This window comes from Leclercia sp. EC_58 (assembly GCF_019584355.1).
GTDB lineage: Bacteria > Pseudomonadota > Gammaproteobacteria > Enterobacterales > Enterobacteriaceae > Enterobacter.
The window spans coordinates 2,196,518-2,214,508 of sequence record NZ_VDAM01000001.1 but is presented as its reverse complement, the minus strand read 5'-3'; the positions used below and the strand labels follow the sequence as shown (position 1 = coordinate 2,214,508).

At 58.1% G+C, this 17,991-nt stretch carries 17 protein-coding genes and 1 pseudogene; 14 read left to right on the top strand and 4 right to left on the bottom strand.

From position 1 onward, the window contains the following. Nucleotides 1-153: 153 nt before the first annotated feature. From FHC51_RS10725 to FHC51_RS10715, 3 genes and pseudogenes are all read left to right on the top strand, one after another. Nucleotides 154-1,655: pseudogene (locus FHC51_RS10725) on the top strand (PTS transporter subunit EIIC). Between the two features lie 74 nt (nucleotides 1,656-1,729). Further along, nucleotides 1,730-2,746 (top strand): Mal regulon transcriptional regulator MalI, encoded by a 1,017-nt coding sequence (gene malI, locus FHC51_RS10720; protein WP_103824099.1) that lies wholly within the window; start codon nucleotides 1,730-1,732, stop codon nucleotides 2,744-2,746. Nucleotides 2,747-2,818: 72 nt separating this feature from the next. Next, complete coding sequence (locus FHC51_RS10715; protein ID WP_103824098.1) at nucleotides 2,819-3,340, top strand: metal-dependent hydrolase; 522 nt, start codon at nucleotides 2,819-2,821, stop codon at nucleotides 3,338-3,340. An 81-nt stretch (nucleotides 3,341-3,421) separates the two neighbouring features. Here FHC51_RS10715 and cysS read toward each other — a convergent pair whose 3' ends face one another. Then, complete coding sequence (gene cysS / locus FHC51_RS10710) at nucleotides 3,422-4,807, bottom strand: cysteine--tRNA ligase (RefSeq protein WP_220435482.1); 1,386 nt, start codon at nucleotides 4,805-4,807, stop codon at nucleotides 3,422-3,424. Nucleotides 4,808-4,979: 172 nt separating this feature from the next. On the opposite strand from cysS, the gene ppiB reads away from it, so the two are divergent. The 7 genes from ppiB to mnmH all read left to right on the top strand — a co-directional run bounded on the left by ppiB (nucleotide 4,980) and on the right by mnmH (nucleotide 9,702). Then, nucleotides 4,980-5,474, top strand: a complete 495-nt coding sequence (gene ppiB / locus FHC51_RS10705) for a peptidylprolyl isomerase B (RefSeq protein ID WP_020685026.1) — start codon at nucleotides 4,980-4,982, stop codon at nucleotides 5,472-5,474. 3 nt (nucleotides 5,475-5,477) lie between these two features. Next, on the top strand, nucleotides 5,478-6,200 hold the full coding sequence (gene lpxH, locus FHC51_RS10700) for a UDP-2,3-diacylglucosamine diphosphatase (protein WP_103178538.1): 723 nt from the start codon (nucleotides 5,478-5,480) through the stop codon (nucleotides 6,198-6,200). Between the two features lie 143 nt (nucleotides 6,201-6,343). Further along, nucleotides 6,344-6,553, top strand: a complete 210-nt coding sequence (locus FHC51_RS10695) for a YdgH/BhsA/McbA-like domain containing protein (RefSeq protein ID WP_103178537.1) — start codon at nucleotides 6,344-6,346, stop codon at nucleotides 6,551-6,553. A 70-nt stretch (nucleotides 6,554-6,623) separates the two neighbouring features. Next, entirely contained in the window at nucleotides 6,624-6,812 is a 189-nt protein-coding gene (locus FHC51_RS10690; RefSeq protein ID WP_220435481.1) for a hypothetical protein, read from the top strand. Between the two features lie 171 nt (nucleotides 6,813-6,983). Further along, a complete protein-coding gene (gene purE / locus FHC51_RS10685; RefSeq protein ID WP_220435480.1) occupies nucleotides 6,984-7,493 on the top strand; it encodes a 5-(carboxyamino)imidazole ribonucleotide mutase in 510 nt (169 codons plus the stop codon). Then, nucleotides 7,490-8,557 (top strand): 5-(carboxyamino)imidazole ribonucleotide synthase, encoded by a 1,068-nt coding sequence (gene purK / locus FHC51_RS10680; protein WP_220435479.1) that lies wholly within the window; start codon nucleotides 7,490-7,492, stop codon nucleotides 8,555-8,557. Before purE ends, purK begins: the two co-directional genes overlap by 4 nt. Nucleotides 8,558-8,631: 74 nt before the next feature. Continuing rightward, entirely contained in the window at nucleotides 8,632-9,702 is a 1,071-nt protein-coding gene (gene mnmH, locus FHC51_RS10675; protein ID WP_220435478.1) for a tRNA 2-selenouridine(34) synthase MnmH, read from the top strand. Between the two features lie 357 nt (nucleotides 9,703-10,059). Here mnmH and FHC51_RS10670 read toward each other — a convergent pair whose 3' ends face one another. The 3 genes from FHC51_RS10670 to ybbA all read right to left on the bottom strand — a co-directional run bounded on the left by FHC51_RS10670 (nucleotide 10,060) and on the right by ybbA (nucleotide 14,485). Then, nucleotides 10,060-11,205, bottom strand: coding sequence for a porin (locus FHC51_RS10670; protein ID WP_220435477.1), 1,146 nt, complete (start codon nucleotides 11,203-11,205; stop codon nucleotides 10,060-10,062). Nucleotides 11,206-11,387: 182 nt separating this feature from the next. Next, entirely contained in the window at nucleotides 11,388-13,802 is a 2,415-nt protein-coding gene (ybbP, locus tag FHC51_RS10665; protein WP_220435476.1) for a putative ABC transporter permease subunit YbbP, read from the bottom strand. Then, nucleotides 13,799-14,485, bottom strand: a complete 687-nt coding sequence (ybbA, locus tag FHC51_RS10660; protein ID WP_220435475.1) for a putative ABC transporter ATP-binding protein YbbA — start codon at nucleotides 14,483-14,485, stop codon at nucleotides 13,799-13,801. Before ybbA ends, ybbP begins: the two co-directional genes overlap by 4 nt. Between ybbA and tesA the strand changes: the two genes are divergently transcribed. From tesA to FHC51_RS10640, 4 genes are all read left to right on the top strand, one after another. Further along, nucleotides 14,456-15,079, top strand: coding sequence for a multifunctional acyl-CoA thioesterase I/protease I/lysophospholipase L1 (gene tesA / locus FHC51_RS10655; RefSeq protein WP_103178530.1), 624 nt, complete (start codon nucleotides 14,456-14,458; stop codon nucleotides 15,077-15,079). The genes ybbA and tesA overlap by 30 nt on opposite strands. Next, nucleotides 15,069-15,878 (top strand): SDR family oxidoreductase, encoded by an 810-nt coding sequence (locus tag FHC51_RS10650; RefSeq protein WP_220435474.1) that lies wholly within the window; start codon nucleotides 15,069-15,071, stop codon nucleotides 15,876-15,878. The genes tesA and FHC51_RS10650 overlap by 11 nt, the downstream gene beginning before the upstream one ends. A gap of 57 nt (nucleotides 15,879-15,935) precedes the next feature. Next, nucleotides 15,936-16,790, top strand: coding sequence for a co-chaperone YbbN (locus FHC51_RS10645; protein ID WP_103824087.1), 855 nt, complete (start codon nucleotides 15,936-15,938; stop codon nucleotides 16,788-16,790). A gap of 323 nt (nucleotides 16,791-17,113) precedes the next feature. Further along, complete coding sequence (locus FHC51_RS10640; RefSeq protein WP_220435473.1) at nucleotides 17,114-17,980, top strand: hypothetical protein; 867 nt, start codon at nucleotides 17,114-17,116, stop codon at nucleotides 17,978-17,980. Nucleotides 17,981-17,991: the final 11 nt, after the last annotated feature.

Genomic DNA, 17,991 nt, shown 5'->3' with positions numbered 1-17,991 from the left:
TCGATCAACTTCAAATAATCACTATTTCATCTGTTGGAATGTGAAAATTTAGTTGCGCGGATTTCACCCTTTCATCACGATAAGTAGAACGTTCTACTAAAACGTTCTACTCACTATAACAGCGCTCACAGAGTGCACTCGGGGGAAATCAGCATGAGTCTGATATCAGGGTTTGTTAAATCGCTGTCGAAACTGTCGATGATTGGTTGCGCATTAATGCTGCCGATCTCGCTGCTTCCCGCTGCGGGCCTGCTGCTGGCTTTCGCGGCGATAAATTCCACCTGCCGTTGATGATGAACGCAGGCGGCGTCATTTTTGATAACCTGCCGATGCTGTTTGCCATCGGCTCTGCCGTCGGCCTGGCGTCAGAATCGGGTATCGCCGCGCTGTCGGCAGCGGTGGCGGTGTTTGTCACTAACATCACCATTGGCACCGTGCTCGGCATTACGCCGGAGATGGCCTCCCAGGGCGGCAAGTACGCCATGGTGGTGGGCATCCCGACCCTGCAGATGGGCGTCTTTGGCGGCCTGCTGTGCGGGATCCTCGCCGCGTGGTGCTATAACCGCTTCCACACCATGCAGCTGCCGGAGTTCCTCGGCTTCTTCTCCGGAAAGCGTTTTGTGGCGATCGCCACGGCGTTCCTCTCGTTTGTGATGGGGCTGCTGCTGCCGTACGTCTGGCAGCATATCCAGGCCGGTATCGACGCGCTGTCGGTGATCGTTAACGGTGATAACCAGGCGGCCTCGACCTTTATCTTTGGTCTGGTTGAACGTGCGCTGATCCCGCTGGGTCTGCACCATATCTGGTATCCGTCGTTCTGGTACTCGTTCGGGGATTACACCACCCAGGCGGGCCAGGTGATCCACGGCGACCAGACCATCTGGTTCAAGATGCTGGAAGAAGGGGTGAAATCCTTCAGCAGCGATACCTACCAGAACGCGGGTAAATTCATGCAGGGCGAGTTCCCGCTGATGCTGTTCGCACTGCCTGCGGCCTGTCTGGCGATGTACCACGAAGCGCACACCAAAAACAAAAAGATTGCCGCCGGTATTCTCTTCTCTGCGGCGCTGACCTGCTTTCTGACCGGGATCACCGAGCCGGTGGAGTTCACCTTTATCTTCGTGGCGCCGATCCTCTACGTCTTTAACGCCATCATGGCGGGCCTGGCCTACATGACCATGTACCTGCTGCATGCGCATATCGCCAAGTCCTTCTCCGCGGGCTTTATCGACTACCTGTCGTTCGGGATCCTGCCGTCGTTCAACGGCTACCAGACCAACTTCCTCAACGCCATTATCATCGGTGTCCCGATGGCGCTGATTTACTACTTCACCTTCCGCTTTGTGATCCGTCGTTTCGACGTGAAAACGCCAGGCCGCACTGAAGTGACGGCCAATGCGGACGATAAAACCGATACCGAAATCGCTAACGAAATCATCGGCCTGCTGGGCGGCGCGCAGAACATCAACTCTGTCGGCTCCTGCATCACCCGCCTGCGTCTGGAAGTGGCGAAGAGCGATGTGGTGGACAAAGACGGTCTGAACGGCCTCGGCGCACGCGGCGTGGTCTTCGTCGGTGACTCCGGCATTCAGGTTATCTTTGGCGCCCGGGCGCAGTTTATCGCCCAGACGATGTCCACCCTAATCGGTAAATAATAAGCTGCCTGTCCGACACGTCTCCTGTACTCTTACGGGAGGCGTTGTCTTATCAGGCATTTCAGGGAGAAGATGTGAAGAAGGTCAGCATCATTGATGTCGCCAGAGAGGCAGGGGTTTCGGTCTCTACCGTCTCGCTGGTTCTGCGTCAGAAAGGAAAGATCTCAGAGGCGACGATCGAAAAAGTCCACGCCGCCATCACCGCCCTGGGCTACGTGCATAACGTGGCCGCCGCCAATCTTCGCGCCAACACCTCCAACCTTATCGGCCTGATCCTGCGCGATTTCAGCGACAGCTTTTCCATTAAGGTAATGGCAAGCATCGTCCAGGAGCTGGAAAAGCAGGGGTATATGGTCTTTCTCGGCCAGCCGCTGAACGACGGTGAGCATCTTGAGCGCTGCCTGCTCTCCTTTAAGCAGCAGGGGGTTGCCGGGGTGATCTACCTCTCCTCCAGCGCCCGGCAGGCCACCCTGCCCGCGCTGATCCGCCAGTGCCCGCTGCCGCTGGTGGCGGTCTCCCAGTCGCTGCTCAACGAAACCTGCAATCTGGTGATGCGCGATAACCGCCAGGCGGCGCATCTGGCGACCCGCTATCTCATTGAGCGCGGCCATCGCAATATCGCCTATATCGGCGGCCGGGAAGGCGACTTAATCCGCGAGCAGCGGTTGCTCGGTTTTCGCAGCGCGATGACGCAAAACGGGCTGGTGTTCCGCGATGAATTCGCCCCCGTCTGTAGCGACGATACCCAGGCGGTTAGCTTCGCCACCCGTCAGCTGCTGGAAAAAAACAACACCATTACCGCCCTGCTCTGTCACTCCCCGGATGCGATGATCGGCTCTATCTCCGGGATCCATCACGTTGGCCGCACCGTGGGGAAAGATGTCTTCCTCACCCAGCAAGTGGCGCTGGTGGGATTTGAAGATATGCTGCACGTCAACCTCACCTCCCCGTCGTTTACCTATGTCTCCTCCGCCAGCGAAGAGACGGGGCGTCAGGCGGCGGGGCTGATGATCCGCCAGCTAAAAGAGCCTGAGCTGCAAACCCAGCGCATTACTCTCTCCGGGCAGCTCGTCGCCCGGGAATCGGCATAATTCAGATTTACGCCCGGCTCTGCGTTAAGCCGCGCTCTGCTATATTTCCATGATTTGCCATGGATAATCTTTATGCCAACCATTATTACCCACGCTGCTGTGCCGGTTTGCCTCGGCTTAGGGCTGGGCAGCCGGGTGATCCCCCCTCGCCTGCTGTTCGCCGGGATCGTTCTCGCCATGCTGCCGGATGCCGACGTACTCGCGTTTAAGTTTGGCGTCGCCTACGGCAATATTTTTGGCCATCGCGGGTTTACCCACTCGCTGCTCTTTGCCTTTGTGGTGCCATTACTCTGCGTGCTGGTCGGGCGACGATGGTTCCGGGCGGGACTGGTGCGCTGCTGGCTGTTTTTAACCGTGTCGCTGCTGTCGCACAGCCTGCTGGATTCGGTGACGACGGGCGGGAAAGGGGTCGGCTGGCTGTGGCCGTGGTCGGATGAACGTTTCTTTGCGCCGTGGCAGGTGATCAAGGTCGCGCCTTTTGCGCTCTCGCGTTACACCACGCCCTACGGGCATCAGGTGATTATCTCGGAACTGCTGTGGGTGTGGCTGCCGGGGGTTATCGTGATGGGTTTGTTATGGTGGAAGCGGCGTTAAAAAAGCCGGGTGGCGGCTGCGCCTTACCCGGCCTACAAAAACCCATGTCCGGCAAGCGATGCGCCGCCGGACATGATGGACTTACTTACGGCGCCAGGTGGTGCCCTGCGGGCCATCTTCCAGGATGATGCCCATCTCGGTGAGACGGTTACGCGCGGCATCGGCCGCGGCCCAGTCTTTCGCCTGACGCGCTTCCAGACGCGCCTTGATTAACGCTTCAATCTCAGCCACTTCGCCGTCATCCGTCTGCGCACCGCTCTGCAGGAACGCTTCCGGCGCCTGCTCCAGCAGACCCAGTACGCCAGACAGTTTACGCATATGAGAAGCCAGCGCATTAGCCGCATGCGCATCTTCCCCTTTCAGACGGTTCACTTCACGGGCCATATCGAACAGCATAGAGTAGGCTTCCGGCGTGTTGAAGTCGTCATTCATCGCCTCGATAAAGCGGGCTTCAAACGCCTCGCCGCCCGCAGCCGCCACGGAGGTGTCGGTCCCGCGCAGGGCGGTGTAGAGACGCTCGAGAGCAGAACGCGCCTGCTTGAGGTTCTCTTCGCTGTAGTTCAGCTGGCTGCGATAGTGGCCGGACATCAGGAAGTAACGGATGGTTTCGGCATCGTAATACTTCAGCACGTCGCGCACGGTGAAGAAGTTGCCCAGCGATTTGGACATCTTCTCGCGGTCAATCATCACCATCCCGGAGTGCATCCAGTAATTCACATATTCGCCGTCATGGGCGCAGGTGGACTGGGCGATTTCGTTTTCATGGTGCGGGAACATCAGGTCTGAACCGCCGCCGTGAATATCGAAATGGTTGCCCAGCTGTTTGCAGTTCATGGCCGAACACTCAATGTGCCAGCCCGGACGGCCCGCGCCCCACGGGGATGGCCAGCTTGGCTCACCCTCTTTAGACATCTTCCACAGCACGAAGTCCATCGGGTTGCGTTTAACCTCAACCACGTCCACGCGCGCCCCGGCCTGGAGCTGATCCAGATCCTGGCGGGAGAGCTGACCGTAGTGCGGATCGGTCGGCACGTCGAACATCACGTCGCCGTTGTCCGCCACGTAGGCGTGACCTTTGGCAATCAGCTGTTCGGTGATCTCAATGATCTCAGGGATATGGTGCGTCGCACGCGGCTCCATGTCCGGGCGCAGAATATTCAGCGTGTCGAAATCCTTGTGCATTTCGCCAATCATACGATCGACTAAATCGACGAAGTTTTCCCCATTTTCGTTCGCGCGTTTGATAATTTTGTCGTCGATATCGGTGATATTGCGTACATACTTAAGGTTGTACCCAAGGAAGCGCAGATAGCGCGACACCACGTCGAAGGCAACAAAAGTACGGCCATGGCCGATATGACAGAGATCGTAAACGGTAATACCACACACGTACATGCCGACTTCTCCGGCATGAATAGGTTTGAATTCCTCTTTTTGGCGCGTCAGTGTGTTGAAGATTTTTAACATCGAAGATTCCATGTGAGACGTGTGTGGGTGAAAACAGCATATTCTAATGGTAATTCAAACCCGAAGCAGCACGCAATGCAAGGTGATCGCGTCGTGAGGTTATGCTATAACAAGCGCTTATTGTGGCCCCAGGCGGGGTCGAAGCACCACTATAACGGAACAGGATGCAAAAATGGTTACTTTCCACACTAATCATGGCGATATCGTAATCAAAACCTTTGATGACAAAGCGCCTGAAACAGTTAAAAACTTCCTGGACTACTGCCGCGAAGGTTTCTACAACAACACCATTTTCCACCGTGTCATTAACGGCTTTATGATCCAGGGCGGCGGTTTTGAACCTGGCATGAAACAGAAAGAGACCAAAGAGGCTATCAAAAACGAAGCCAACAATGGTCTGAAAAACACCCGCGGTACCCTGGCGATGGCCCGTACTCAGGCGCCACACTCTGCCACCGCGCAGTTCTTCATTAACGTAGCAGACAACGACTTCCTGAACTTCTCTGGCGAAAGCCTGCAGGGTTGGGGCTACTGCGTGTTTGCAGAAGTGGTTGAAGGTATGGACGTGGTTGACAAGATCAAAGCCGTTTCTACCGGCCGCAGCGGCATGCACCAGGACGTTCCAAAAGAAGACGTTGTGATCACAAGCGTGACCGTCAGCGAATAATTCGTGGCGACACTCTTTATTGCAGATCTGCATCTGCAAACAGAAGAACCGGCGATCACCGCCGGTTTTCTGCGTTTTTTACAGGGTGAAGCCCGCCACGCCGATGCGCTTTACATCCTGGGGGATCTGTTCGAAGCCTGGATTGGCGACGACGATCCGAACCCGCTGCACCGCGAGATAGCGAGTGCGCTTAAAGCGCTGGTCGACTCTGGCGTCCCCTGCTTCTTTATCCACGGCAACCGCGACTTTCTGCTGGGCAAACGCTTCGCCCGTGAAAGCGGCATGATCCTGCTGGCGGAAGAGACCGTCCTCGACCTGTATGGCCGCCGGGTGCTGATTATGCATGGCGACACGCTCTGCACCGACGATACCGGCTATCTAGCGTTTCGCGCCAAAGTGCATACTCCCTGGATCCAGACGCTCTTTCTCGCCCTGCCGCTATTTATCCGCAGCCGTATCGCCGCGAAAATGCGCGCCGGCAGTAAAGCTGCCAACAGCAGCAAATCGATGACCATCATGGACGTGAACCCGCAGGCGGTGGTCAGCGTGATGGAAAAACACCAGGTCCAGTGGCTGATCCACGGCCATACCCATCGCCCGGCCATGCACGACCTGACCGCCAACGGCGAGCAAGCCCACCGCGTGGTGTTAGGCGCCTGGCATAGCGAAGGCTCGATGATTAAGGTCACGCCCGAAGGCGTGGAGCTGATCGCTTTCCCTTTCTGAAATCCCCGCCTGAAAATTATTCAATTTTTTTGAAGTCTTCCCGCAAATTGTTTTGATTTTAATCACACTTTGGTCGGCCTATGATTACTCACATCAGGGCAACAACGCCCTACTCCAGACAAATCAGCTTAAGGAATACGACCATGAAATCCATCAAAACTTTCGTTGCAGTTGCCGCACTTTCTCTGATCTCTTTCGGTTCTTTCGCCCAGAGCGTGAGCGCCACCGCCTCTACCATTGACCGCGCAGAAGCCAAAATTGCCGCTCAGGCCGCTAAAGAGGGTGCCGCCTACAAAATCACCAGCGCCCAGTTCGACAACCGCGTGTACATGACCGCTGAACTGACTAAATAATTTAATGCATTGCCGTGCCGCCAGATAAAAGACCAGCGACAGCGACAATAAGATGAAGAAGGAAAAGAGAATGAAAAATATCACCATCGTCAGCGCCCTGCTGCTGGCCGCTTCCCTGACCTCTGGCGCGATGGCCGCCGAGAACACCTTCTCCACCCCGGAGGCGGGTTCGAATATTGACACGGCTGTACATCAAAATCATATTGATGTAAGCCACGCCTTTGATAAAGAGAGCCTGACCGCAGGTAATCTCCTGTAAATTGTCAAAGCAACCTGTGAAAAGACCGCCTTTCGGCGGTTTTTTTGTGGCAGAAAGCGCGGGGTTTTGCCGGAAGTTTTAGCCGCGCAACCGTTTTCCTTGCCTGTGTATCGTGCTATTCTCTCTCACCTCAAAAGCCGAGAGTTGTGCACCACAGGAGTTTTAAGACGCATGTCTTCCAGCAATAATCCGGCGCGTGTCGCCATCGTGATGGGGTCCAAAAGCGACTGGGCTACCATGCAGTTCGCCGCCGAAATCTTTGACATCCTGAACGTTCCTCACCACGTTGAAGTGGTCTCCGCGCACCGCACCCCCGATAAACTGTTCAGCTTCGCCGAAAGCGCGGAAGAGAGTGGCTATCAGGTGATTATTGCCGGTGCCGGCGGGGCCGCGCATCTGCCCGGCATGATTGCCGCCAAAACCCTGGTGCCGGTGCTCGGCGTCCCGGTTCAGAGCGCAGCCCTGAGCGGTGTCGACAGCCTCTACTCCATCGTGCAGATGCCGCGCGGCATTCCGGTAGGGACGCTGGCGATTGGCAAAGCAGGCGCAGCTAACGCCGCGCTGCTGGCCGCTCAGATCCTGGCAACTCATGATAAAGAACTGCATCAGCGCCTGGTCGCGTGGCGTACCGCCCAGACCGACGAAGTACTGGAGAACCCGGACCCGCGAGGTGCGGCATGAAGCAGGTTTGCGTCCTTGGTAACGGTCAGTTAGGCCGTATGCTGCGCCAGGCTGGTGAACCCCTGGGGATCGCCGTCTGGCCGGTCGGGCTGGACGATGAACCCGAAGCCGTGCCGTTTCAGCAGAGCGTCATCACCGCAGAAATCGAACGCTGGCCAGAAACGCCGTTAACCCGTGAGCTGGCTCGTCACAACGCCTTCGTTAATCGCGATGTCTTCCCGATCATTGCCGACCGTCTGACGCAAAAGCAGCTGTTCGACGATCTGCACCTTGCCACCGCGCCGTGGCAGCTGCTGAGTGAAAAAAGCCAGTGGCCGGGTGTGTTTGACTCTCTGGGCGAGCTGGCGATCGTCAAGCGTCGCGTGGGCGGCTACGATGGCCGCGGCCAGTGGCGTCTGCGTGCCGGGGAAACCGACCAGCTGCCGGACGAGTGCTACGGGGAGTGCATCGTTGAGCAGGGCATTAATTTCAGCGGTGAAGTGTCGCTGGTGGGTGCCCGCGCTCATGACGGCAGCACGGTCTTTTATCCCCTGACCCATAACCTGCATCAGGACGGGATCCTGCGCACCAGCGTGGTCTTCCCGCAGGCCAACGCAGCGCAACAAGCGCAGGCAGAAAGCATGCTCTCTGCCATCATGCAGGCGCTGGGTTACGTGGGCGTAATGGCGATGGAGTGCTTCGTCACCCCGGAAGGCCTGCTGATCAACGAGCTGGCACCCCGCGTCCACAACAGCGGCCACTGGACGCAAAACGGCGCCTCCATTAGCCAGTTTGAGCTGCATCTGCGCGCCATTACCCGGTTGCCGATGCCGCAGCCGGTGGTCAATAGCCCGTCGGTGATGATCAACCTGATCGGCACCGATCTGAACGATGACTGGCTGAAGCTGCCGCTGGTGCATCTCCACTGGTACGACAAAGAGGTGCGCCCGGGTCGTAAGGTCGGCCATCTCAACCTCAATGACAGCGATATCCCTCGCCTTTGCGCAACGCTTGAAGCGATTGTCCCGCTGCTGCCGCCAGAGTACGCCAGCGGGATTGCCTGGGCGCAGTCAACGCTCAGCTAAGCCTCACCGCCGGGGAGTTGACCTTCCCCTTCCCCGGCGTAAAATCCTGCTCATTGTTGTTTTGAGGGATCCTTATGAACGATGGGACGGACTACCGCGCCATACTTGCTACCGACACGCCATTAATTGACGTGCGTGCCCCCGTGGAATTTGCTCAGGGCGCCATGCCTGCGGCACACAACCTGCCTTTGATGAACGACGACGAACGCGCCGCCGTAGGGACCTGCTATAAGCGCCAGGGTCCGGAGGCGGCACTGGCGCTCGGCCACCGTCTGGTAAGCGGTGAGACGCGTGAAGAGCGGCTGGAGGCCTGGCGCGCCGCCTGCCTTGCTCACCCGCAGGGCTATCTCTGCTGCGCCCGGGGCGGACAGCGCTCGCATATCGCGCAGGCGTGGCTGAAAGAGGCCGGGGTGGATTACCCGCTGATCGTCGGCGGCTACAAGGCGCTACGCCAGGCGGCTATCCAGGCAACCGTTGAGCAGGCGCAAAAACCCAGCGTGCTGATTGGCGGCTGCACCGGGAGCGGCAAAACGCTGCTGGTGAAGGCTCATCCTGAGGGCGTCGATCTCGAAGGGCTGGCGCACCACCGCGGCTCCTCCTTTGGCCGCACGCTGGCCCCGCAGCTTTCCCAGGCCAGTTTTGAAAACCATCTCGCCGTCGAGTTGCTGAAAAAGGACGCCGCGCGTTGGGTGCTGGAAGATGAGGGGCGGATGATTGGCTCCAACCACCTGCCGGAGTGCCTGCGCGACCGCATGGCGCAGTCGCCCATTGTGGTGGTTGAGGACCCGTTTGAGGTGCGCCTTGAGCGCCTGCGCGAAGAGTATTTCGAGCAGATGTGGCAGGCCTTTCGTACCGCGCGGGGGGAAGAGGCGGGCTGGCTGGAGTACGCGGAGTATCTGCACCACGGCCTGTTTGCCATTCGCCGCCGCCTGGGGTTACAGCGATATGCCGAATTGACCGCCCTGCTGGACAGCGCTCTGGATGAACAGCAGCGTACCGGCAGTACCGAGGCGCATCTCAGCTGGCTGGCGCCGCTGCTCAATGACTATTACGACCCGATGTATCGCTATCAGCTGGAGAAGAAGGCGGAGAAGATTGTCTATCGCGGGACGTATGGGGACGTGGCGGAGTGGCTGAGCCGCTGACAGAACGCCGGGTGGCGCTGCGCTTACCCGGCCTACACCGTTCCAGTACGCGCAGTGCAACCGGAAACAAACCGCACCACACGTAACCCCGGATCGCTGCGCGCTACCGGGGAACAAACCGCACCGCACGTAGCCCCGGATCGCTGCGCGCTACCGGGGAACAAACCGCACCACACGTAACCCCGGATCGCTGCGCGCCACCGGGGAACAAACCGCACCGCACGTAGCCCCGGTAAGCGCAGCGCCACCGGGGAACAAACCGCACCACACGTAACCCCGGATCGCTGCGCGCCACCGGGGAACAAACCGCACCATACGTAGCCTCGGTAAGCGTAGCGCTACCGGGGAACAGACGACTCAGAAGTCGTAACGCAAACGCACCAGGTTCATATCGCCCAGATCGTCGGTGCTGGAGGTGAACACGTGCTCGTAATCGACGCGGAAACCGTAGTCCAGCTGGAAGCTGACACCCACGCCGTTGTCGATGCGCTGGTAGTTGCGGCCATTCATGGTCTCAATACGGTCACCCATGAAGTAAGGCTGGATCGATTTCACCGCATACTGACCAATCGGGAATTTATAGCCCGCGAAGTACTCAATACCCCACGCATCGCCCGCGAAGTAGTCGTTTACCGACACTTTTTTGCTGGTCATAAAGTTCTGATACCAGCCGCCGCCTGCGGAGAAGGTCCAGTTGTCCGGGGTCCAGCTCAGCGCGGTGCCGAGGATGTTCTGATCCCAGCTTTTGCTGTCGCCGTTATCCGGGTTACGCATGTCGGCGCGGGTGTAGTTCCACGCTGCGCCCCAGGTCAGATCGGTGGTCAGACGATAATCCAGACCCAGTGAACCGCCGCCTTTACGTTTGTAACGCAGGCCGTTGCCCGGCAGATATTCGCTGTCTTCGAACAGGTAAGAGGCGTAGATATCGGCATCGCCGAGGGTTTTCTTGTATTTCAACATCTGGCGTGAACGGTAAGAGCCGTCGTAGTCGCCGTTGATGCCATTCCCCGGGGCCTGGCCGATCATGTCGTAGTCCCAGATATCGGTTTTCGCGCCTACTACATCGTAATAGACGCTGTTCTGCTGACCGAAGGTCAGGGTGCCCCAGGTGTCGCTCTTCAGGCCGGTGTAGAGCATGCGGCGGGAGGTGTCGCGCGCGCCGTCGGCGTGGTGGTTGTCCCAGTTAAACTGCGCCGGAATGTTCACCCCCAGCTCGTAGTAGCTGACCCAGCTGATGTCATCAAACAGGTAGTAATCCGCCGCGAAACGGAAGCGGGTGCCGCCGTCAAAGCCGTTACGCTTGTAGCTGTTTTTGCCGTCGTCGCCGGTCATGTTCTGGAACTGAGGACGAATACTGCCGCCCACGGTGAAGTTCAGACGGCTCAGCGGGTTGCCCGCCTGCGGATCTTGTTTCAGTACGGTGATTTCAGCCTGGGATGCAAAAGACGCCAATGCCACTGCTGCGCCGATCGTTACCGCCAGCGCTTTTTTAGTTATGGTCATTATTTTTCCTTGATAGACACACTGCCATTTATTTAGCAGGTGAATATTAACCAGGATTTATCTGTCCGTGTTGCCCGGTTTTTAATGATTTGTGCCACTAAAATTCAAGGATTTATTTTTTTATGCTACTGAAGTGGAACGCGCCGGTATATCAACCGGCGCGCAATGATTGCAGAGGGGAATTAACCAGAGAACTGACGGAACAGGGCTTTGCCTTTCAGTAAACGCGCCCCCAGCCAGCCGCCGCATAGCGAAAGCAGCACCGCTCCGCTGAGCGGCAGGATCGCCCACAGCCGCCAGTCTGGCTCCCACGGGAAGTCGAACACCCGGGTTTGCAGCACCGCCAGCGCGGTTTCTGCCCCAATGGCCGCGACCAGGCCAGCTACCAGCCCCAGTAGGGCGAACTCGCTCCACAGTGTGGTCCGCAGCAGCTTTTTGCCCGCCCCCAGGGTACGGTAGACCACCAGCTCCTGATGACGCTGGCGCATCCCGACCTGCACCTGGGCCAGCAGCAGCAGCACGCCGCAAATTGTGACCAGCACCACCATCACCTCCAGCGCCCGGCTCACCTGCTCCAGCACCTGCCCGACCTGTTTAAGGATCGCGCCGATATCCAGCAGGCTGATGGTCGGGAACTCGCGGTTAAGCTGGGTGAGCATGCCGTTGCCATTCTCCCAGCGGAAGCTGGTGAGCCAGCTCTGGGGCTGCCCGTCCAGCGCCCCGGGGGGGAAGATAAAGAAGAAGTTAGGCCGCAGGCTCTCCCAGTCGACCTTGCGCAGGCTGGTGACTTTCGCGCTGAAATCCTGGGTATCGCCGGTAAAGGTCACCGTATCCCCCAGGGCGACGTTAAGGCGTTTTGCCAGCCCCTCCTCCATGGAGACTTCACCCGCTTTTGGCGGCCAGCTTCCGGCCACAATGGGGTTGTGATCCGGGCGCTTATCCTGCCAGGTGAGGTTCAGCTCGCGGTTGAGGGATTCATCCTTGTTGCCCTCGGTGGACTGGCCGTTAATCTGGGTCAGGCGCGCCCGTACGATAGGGTAGTAGGACTCGGGGATAATCTGGTGTTCAGCGAGAAACGCTTTCAGGGGCGTTACCTGCTCCGGGGCGATGTTGATCAAAAAGTAGTTCGGGCTTTCTGGCGGAAGCTGCTGTTGCCAGCGATCCAGCAGATCGCCGCGCAGCACCAGCAACAATGCCAGCAGCATAAATGAGAGCGAAAACGCCGACAGCTGGCTGAGGGTCGACCACGGCTGGCGCAGCAGGCGGTTTACCGCCAGACGCACCGGCAGCGATTTTACCGTGAGCCCTTTCAGCACGCTGAGCAGCATCCAGCCCAGCACGCCGCAGAGCAGCGCCAGCACGACGGCGCCAGCCAGCACGGCCCACAGCAGCATGCTCCCGCCCATCAGCCAGGCGAGGAGCATCACCACCACCGCCACGATAGCCGGAATGTAATATTTCAGCGGCCAGACGCTGGCCACCACGTCGCGACGCAGAACGCGCAGGGGCTGTGTCGCCAGCAGCAGGCGGTAAGGACGCAGCCCCACCAGCAGCGAAATGACGGTCATCGCCCCGATCGCCCAGAGCCACGGCCACAGGCTGGCAGGGGGCAGCGCAACGGGCAGTACCGGCTTGAGAAGTACCATCAGCACCTTTTCAAACAGTAGCCCCATCATCCCGCCGGTGAGAGCCGAGAGCGTCAGCACCATCAGCCACTGACCGATAATCAGTTTGCGCAGCTGCGACCTGCCCGCCCCCAGCGTTTTGAGGATCGCCACCAGATCGTAGCGGCTGCGGCAGTAGTGCCCCATCGCTACCGCTACTGCCGCCACCGCCAGCAGCAGCGTCAGCAACGCCGAGAGCAGCAGGAACTGCTGAGAACGCTCCAGTGATTTGCCGAGCGCGCCCTCCTCCTGCTCCATCCCGGACCAGCGGTGCTCTGCCTTCAGCTGCGGCAGGAGCCATTTTTCATAACGTTCCAGTTGCGCGGGCGTGCCGCCAAACTTAAAGCGCCAGGTGACGCGGCTGCCGGGCTGTACCGCCGCGGTTTTGGCGACATCGACGGTGTTCATCAGCAGACGCGGCGCCATCTGGAAGGGGTTAAAACCGGAATCAGGTTCTTGAACCACCTCCCCGGCGATTTTCAGGGTGGCATCGCCGACATCAATGCTGTCGCCGGTTTTTAAATTCAGCAGCGCCATCAGACGCGAGGCCAGCAGCACCGTGCCCGGCGCAGGCTTCAGCCCCGGCGGGTTGGTCTGAAGCTCGCCGTAGAGCGGATAGATATCATCGACCGCCTTCACGCTCGCCAGCTGCGGCGTCTCGGCGGCAAAGGTCATGGTCTGGAAACTGATCTGCTCGCTGACCTTCAGCCCCTGCTTTCTCGCTTCCGCAATCCACGCCTGTGGCACCTCGCGGGAGCTGCGCAGCGTCCGGTCGCCAGCCATAAACTCGCGGCTTTGCTGGCTGAGCCCCTTTTCCATCCGATCGCTGACGCTGCCGAGCGCCAGCACGCAGGCCACCGCCAGGCTTAGCGCCAGCCAGACAATCAGCAGCGAGGGGGAGCGCCATTCGCGCCAGAACCAGCGGGCAATCATGCTTCCTCCTGCAGTTCGCCATTGACCAGGCGCAGGCGGCGATCGCAGCGGGCGGCCAACTGCGGATCGTGGGTGACGAGGATCAGCGTGGTGCCGTGTTCACGGTTCAGGGAAAAGAGCAGTTCGGCAATTTTGTCTCCGGTCTGGCGATCGAGGTTGCCGGTGGGTTCGTCGGCAAACAGCACATCCGGGCGACCGTTAAACGCCCTGGCCAGCGCCACGCGCTGCTGCTCGCCGCCGGAGAGCTGTGCAGGAAGGTGATCGAGGCGTTTACCCAGCCCCAGCTGTTGCAGCAGCGCACTGGCGCTCTCCCGGCTCTGGGCGGTGTTCTCGCCGCGCAGCAGTCCCGGCAGTTCGACGTTCTCCAGCGCGTTGAGGGTTGGGATCAACATAAACGACTGGAACACAAAGCCAATATGCTTTGCCCGCAGGGCGGCGCGCGCCTCTTCATCGAGCTTATGCAAGGGTTGCCCGACCAGGTTGACCTCGCCGCTGCTGCCGTCATCCAGGCCGGCGAGGATCGCCAGCAGCGTGGATTTGCCGGAGCCCGATTCACCAATCAGGGCGATGCTCTGCCCGCGTTTGACAATGAGTTCAACTCCGGTGAGGATGGAAAGCTCGTGCTCACCCTGACCCACGGACTTCTTAAGATGATGAACTTCAACAATGTTTTCCGCTGGCATTTGCCCTTCCTGTTTTTGATGCTGTTCTCATTTCGCGCCGCAGCTGCGGACACGCTATTAATTCTGGGTGACAGTCTGAGTGCTGGCTACCGGATGGCGGCCAGTGCCGCCTGGCCTGCGCTGCTGAATGATAAATGGCAGAGCAAAACGTCGGTTGTTAACGGCAGCATTAGCGGGGATACCTCCCAGCAAGGGCTCTCCCGTCTGCCTGCCCTGCTGAAACAGCACCAGCCGCGCTGGGTGCTGGTGGAGCTTGGCGGCAATGACGGCCTGCGCGGTTTCCAGCCACAGCAGACCGAGCAAACCCTGCGCAAAATTTTGCAGGATATCCGCGCCGCGAACGCCCAGCCGTTGCTGATGCAAATTCGACTGCCTGCCAACTATGGTCGTCGGTATAATGAAGCCTTTAGCGCGATATATCCGAAGCTTGCTAAAGAGTTCGATATTCCGCTGCTGCCCTTTTTTATGGAAGAGGTTTACCTGAAACCGCAGTGGATGCAGGACGACGGCATTCACCCCAATCGGGACGCCCAACCGTTTATCGCCGACTGGATGGCAACCCGGTTGGCTCCATTAGTTAAACATGACTCGTAATTCAACGGAGATCCTGACAGGTAAAGTTATGCAAAAATCGGTCTTAATTACAGGATGTTCCAGTGGCATTGGCCTGGAAAGCGCCCTTGAGCTGAAGCGTCAGGGGTTCTGGGTGCTGGCTGCCTGCCGTAAACCGGAAGATGTTGAACGGATGAACGGCATGGGCTTAACCGGCGTACAGCTGGATCTGGATTGTACCGACAGCATTGAGCGCGCCGCCGATGAGGTGATCGCTCTCACCAATAATCGTCTGTACGGGCTGTTTAACAATGCCGGTTTCGGCGTTTACGGCCCGCTGCAGAGCGTCACCCGCCAGCAGCTTGAAGCGCAATTCTCCGCCAATTTTTTTGGCGTTCATCAGCTGACTATGCGCCTGCTGCCAGCCATGCTGCCGCACGGCGAAGGCCGGATTGTGATGACCTCCTCAGTTATGGGGCTTATCTCTACCCCGGGTCGCGGGGCTTACGCCGCCAGCAAATATGCGCTGGAAGCCTGGTCAGATGCCCTGCGCATGGAGCTCCGTCACAGCGGCATTAAGGTGAGCCTGATTGAACCGGGCCCTATCCGCACCCGCTTTACCGACAACGTCAATCAAACCCAGGCTGACAAACCGGTGGAAAATCCCGGTATCGCCGCCCGTTTTACCCTGGGGCCGGAGGCGGTGGTCGCCAAAGTGCGCCATGCTTTTGAGAGCAAAAACCCCAAACTGCGTTATCCGGTCACGCTGGTGACCCATGCCGTCAGCCTGCTGAAGCGCCTGCTGCCTGGCCGGATGATGGACAAATTTTTACAGGGTTGAGTTGAAGCCACGCGCCACGCCCCCATGTAAACAGAAACTCATAATTGGGATAGCCGCATGTCCGTACAGAATATTGTCAACATTACCGAAGCCAACCTGCACCAGACCCTTGAACAGTCGATGACCAAACCGGTGCTGTTCTACTTCTGGTCTGAACGCAGTCAGCACTGTCTGGAGCTGACGCCGGTGCTCGAGAAGCTGGCAGCCCAGTATAACGGTCAGTTTATCCTGGCGAAGCTGGACTGCGACGCCGAGCAGATGATTGCCTCCCAGTTTGGCCTGCGCGCCATTCCTACGGTTTATCTGTTCCAGAATGGTCAGCCGGTGGATGGCTTCCAGGGCCCGCAGCCGGAAGAGGCGATCCGCGCCCTGCTGGATAAAGTGCTGCCGCGCGAAGAGGAGCTGAAAGCGCAGCAGGCGGCAGCGTTGATGGCCGAAGGCAAACATGACGAAGCCCTGCCGCTGCTCAAAGAGGCGTGGCAGCTCTCCGGTCAAAATGGTGAAATTGGCCTGCTGCTGGCGGAAACGCTGATTATCTTAAAGCGTTCTGAAGAGGCCGAAGTGGTGCTGAAAACCATCCCATTGCAGGATCAGGATACCCGCTATCAGGGGCTGGTGGCGCAAATTGAACTGCTGAAACAGGCGGCGGATACGCCGGAAATTCAGCAGCTGCAACAGCAGGTTGCCGACAACCCTGACGATGCGGTACTGGCGAGCCAGCTGGCGCTGCAGCTGCATCAGGTGGGTCGTAACGAAGAGGCGCTGGAACTGCTGTTCAGCCATCTTAAAAAGGATCTGGCTGCGGCGGACGGCCAGGCGCGCAAAATGTTCCAGGAAATTCTGGCCGCCCTCGGGACGGGTGATTCACTGGCTTCGACCTATCGCCGTAAACTTTACGCTCTGCTGTACTGATTCTGCCAGCTGGCCGGTCAGTGCCGCCTTAAATACTCTGTCAGCCGCCGTTATGGCGGCTTTTTTATCTCTGCTGGTAGCGTTTGTTTAGTCTTCCTGATGTGTAATTTTAAACAAATGTTAATCAGACTTTAACGATGTAAAATATAGCCTTTGGCATGTCCACGTTTCTGGACGATTAGCCCGCCTGGAGTAACGTTTATTTTCCATTTGTGATCGTCGCAAAACTCCCGCACACGGTGCCATTAGCCTCCTCTGGCAGGATGGTGTTAAACTTTTTCGTTATGAAAAGGCCACGCTAATAACTATAGGAAGTATGCGGCATGACACATATCTTTTATGAGTTCACCTCTCTTAAGCCGGGTGTTCCTGATGTAGAAACATTAATGCAAGTCATCCGCTCATCGGCAGAAACCAGCTTCGTTATTGGCCCGGAAGTCGTTGATTTCGTCAAAAAAGCGCTGATCGTCAACACCACCATCGTCAGCTTTAAAAACTGCAAATTTGCTTTCGACAACGGCACGCATTTCATTGAATTTGATGGCAAAGGTAAATCTAAGCGTTACAACGAGGTTCCGCACTGGTTTGTCTCCCCGGCAGATTTCTCCCGCTCTCAGTGGCTGATCAACCATAAGCTGTCGGATGTGATGGCGACGACGTTTATCGACGTGCTGATGTCTTACCCGCTGAAAGAGCGCCGTGCCCACTGCAATCTGCTGTTTGGTTTAGACTTGCATAAGACAGGTATCGTGCCGTCCAGTACGCCTGCTGCGAGCAAAATCGGCAATAAAAACGGTAAAACCACAAAACCGAAAATTATCGAACTGGGCTCCTTTGAGCTGTTCACCCAGTTCTTTGACCGCCTGAAGCGCGCCGTGGCGGAGGATCGCTTCCCGACCCTGCAGGTGCTGACGGGGATCGATGATCTGTCGAAAGCGCCAAATAACCTTAAACAGGGGATCCGCACCTGGTTTAAAGCGATCACGGGCGATCTGCCACCGAATAATAAGCGCGTCGAAGCGGGTAACGCCGGTCTTTTCTGCGCCCCGGTGCGCGAGCAGCTGCAGCAGATTGAAGCGATGGGGCTGGAAAAATATTATGCAGGACTGTCGCGGGCGATCGTTGAGGCGGGCGAGCAGTATATCGCTGACTTCTCTTACACTCCCCCGAAGCCTGATCTTCTCCGTTGACGGAAAACACG

Coding starts and splice junctions, on each gene's coding strand:
- cysS (WP_220435482.1), bottom strand. CDS start 4,807: ATGTTAAAAATCTTCAACACACTGACGCGCCAAAAAGAGGAATTCAAA.
- FHC51_RS10650 (WP_220435474.1), top strand. CDS start 15,069: ATGACTCGTAATTCAACGGAGATCCTGACAGGTAAAGTTATGCAAAAA.
- ppiB (WP_020685026.1), top strand. CDS start 4,980: ATGGTTACTTTCCACACTAATCATGGCGATATCGTAATCAAAACCTTT.
- purE (WP_220435480.1), top strand. CDS start 6,984: ATGTCTTCCAGCAATAATCCGGCGCGTGTCGCCATCGTGATGGGGTCC.
- tesA (WP_103178530.1), top strand. CDS start 14,456: ATGAACTTCAACAATGTTTTCCGCTGGCATTTGCCCTTCCTGTTTTTG.
- ybbP (WP_220435476.1), bottom strand. CDS start 13,802: ATGATTGCCCGCTGGTTCTGGCGCGAATGGCGCTCCCCCTCGCTGCTG.
- FHC51_RS10670 (WP_220435477.1), bottom strand. CDS start 11,205: ATGACCATAACTAAAAAAGCGCTGGCGGTAACGATCGGCGCAGCAGTG.
- FHC51_RS10695 (WP_103178537.1), top strand. CDS start 6,344: ATGAAATCCATCAAAACTTTCGTTGCAGTTGCCGCACTTTCTCTGATC.
- ybbA (WP_220435475.1), bottom strand. CDS start 14,485: ATGCCAGCGGAAAACATTGTTGAAGTTCATCATCTTAAGAAGTCCGTG.
- purK (WP_220435479.1), top strand. CDS start 7,490: ATGAAGCAGGTTTGCGTCCTTGGTAACGGTCAGTTAGGCCGTATGCTG.
- FHC51_RS10715 (WP_103824098.1), top strand. CDS start 2,819: ATGCCAACCATTATTACCCACGCTGCTGTGCCGGTTTGCCTCGGCTTA.
- mnmH (WP_220435478.1), top strand. CDS start 8,632: ATGAACGATGGGACGGACTACCGCGCCATACTTGCTACCGACACGCCA.
- FHC51_RS10645 (WP_103824087.1), top strand. CDS start 15,936: ATGTCCGTACAGAATATTGTCAACATTACCGAAGCCAACCTGCACCAG.
- FHC51_RS10690 (WP_220435481.1), top strand. CDS start 6,624: ATGAAAAATATCACCATCGTCAGCGCCCTGCTGCTGGCCGCTTCCCTG.
- FHC51_RS10640 (WP_220435473.1), top strand. CDS start 17,114: ATGACACATATCTTTTATGAGTTCACCTCTCTTAAGCCGGGTGTTCCT.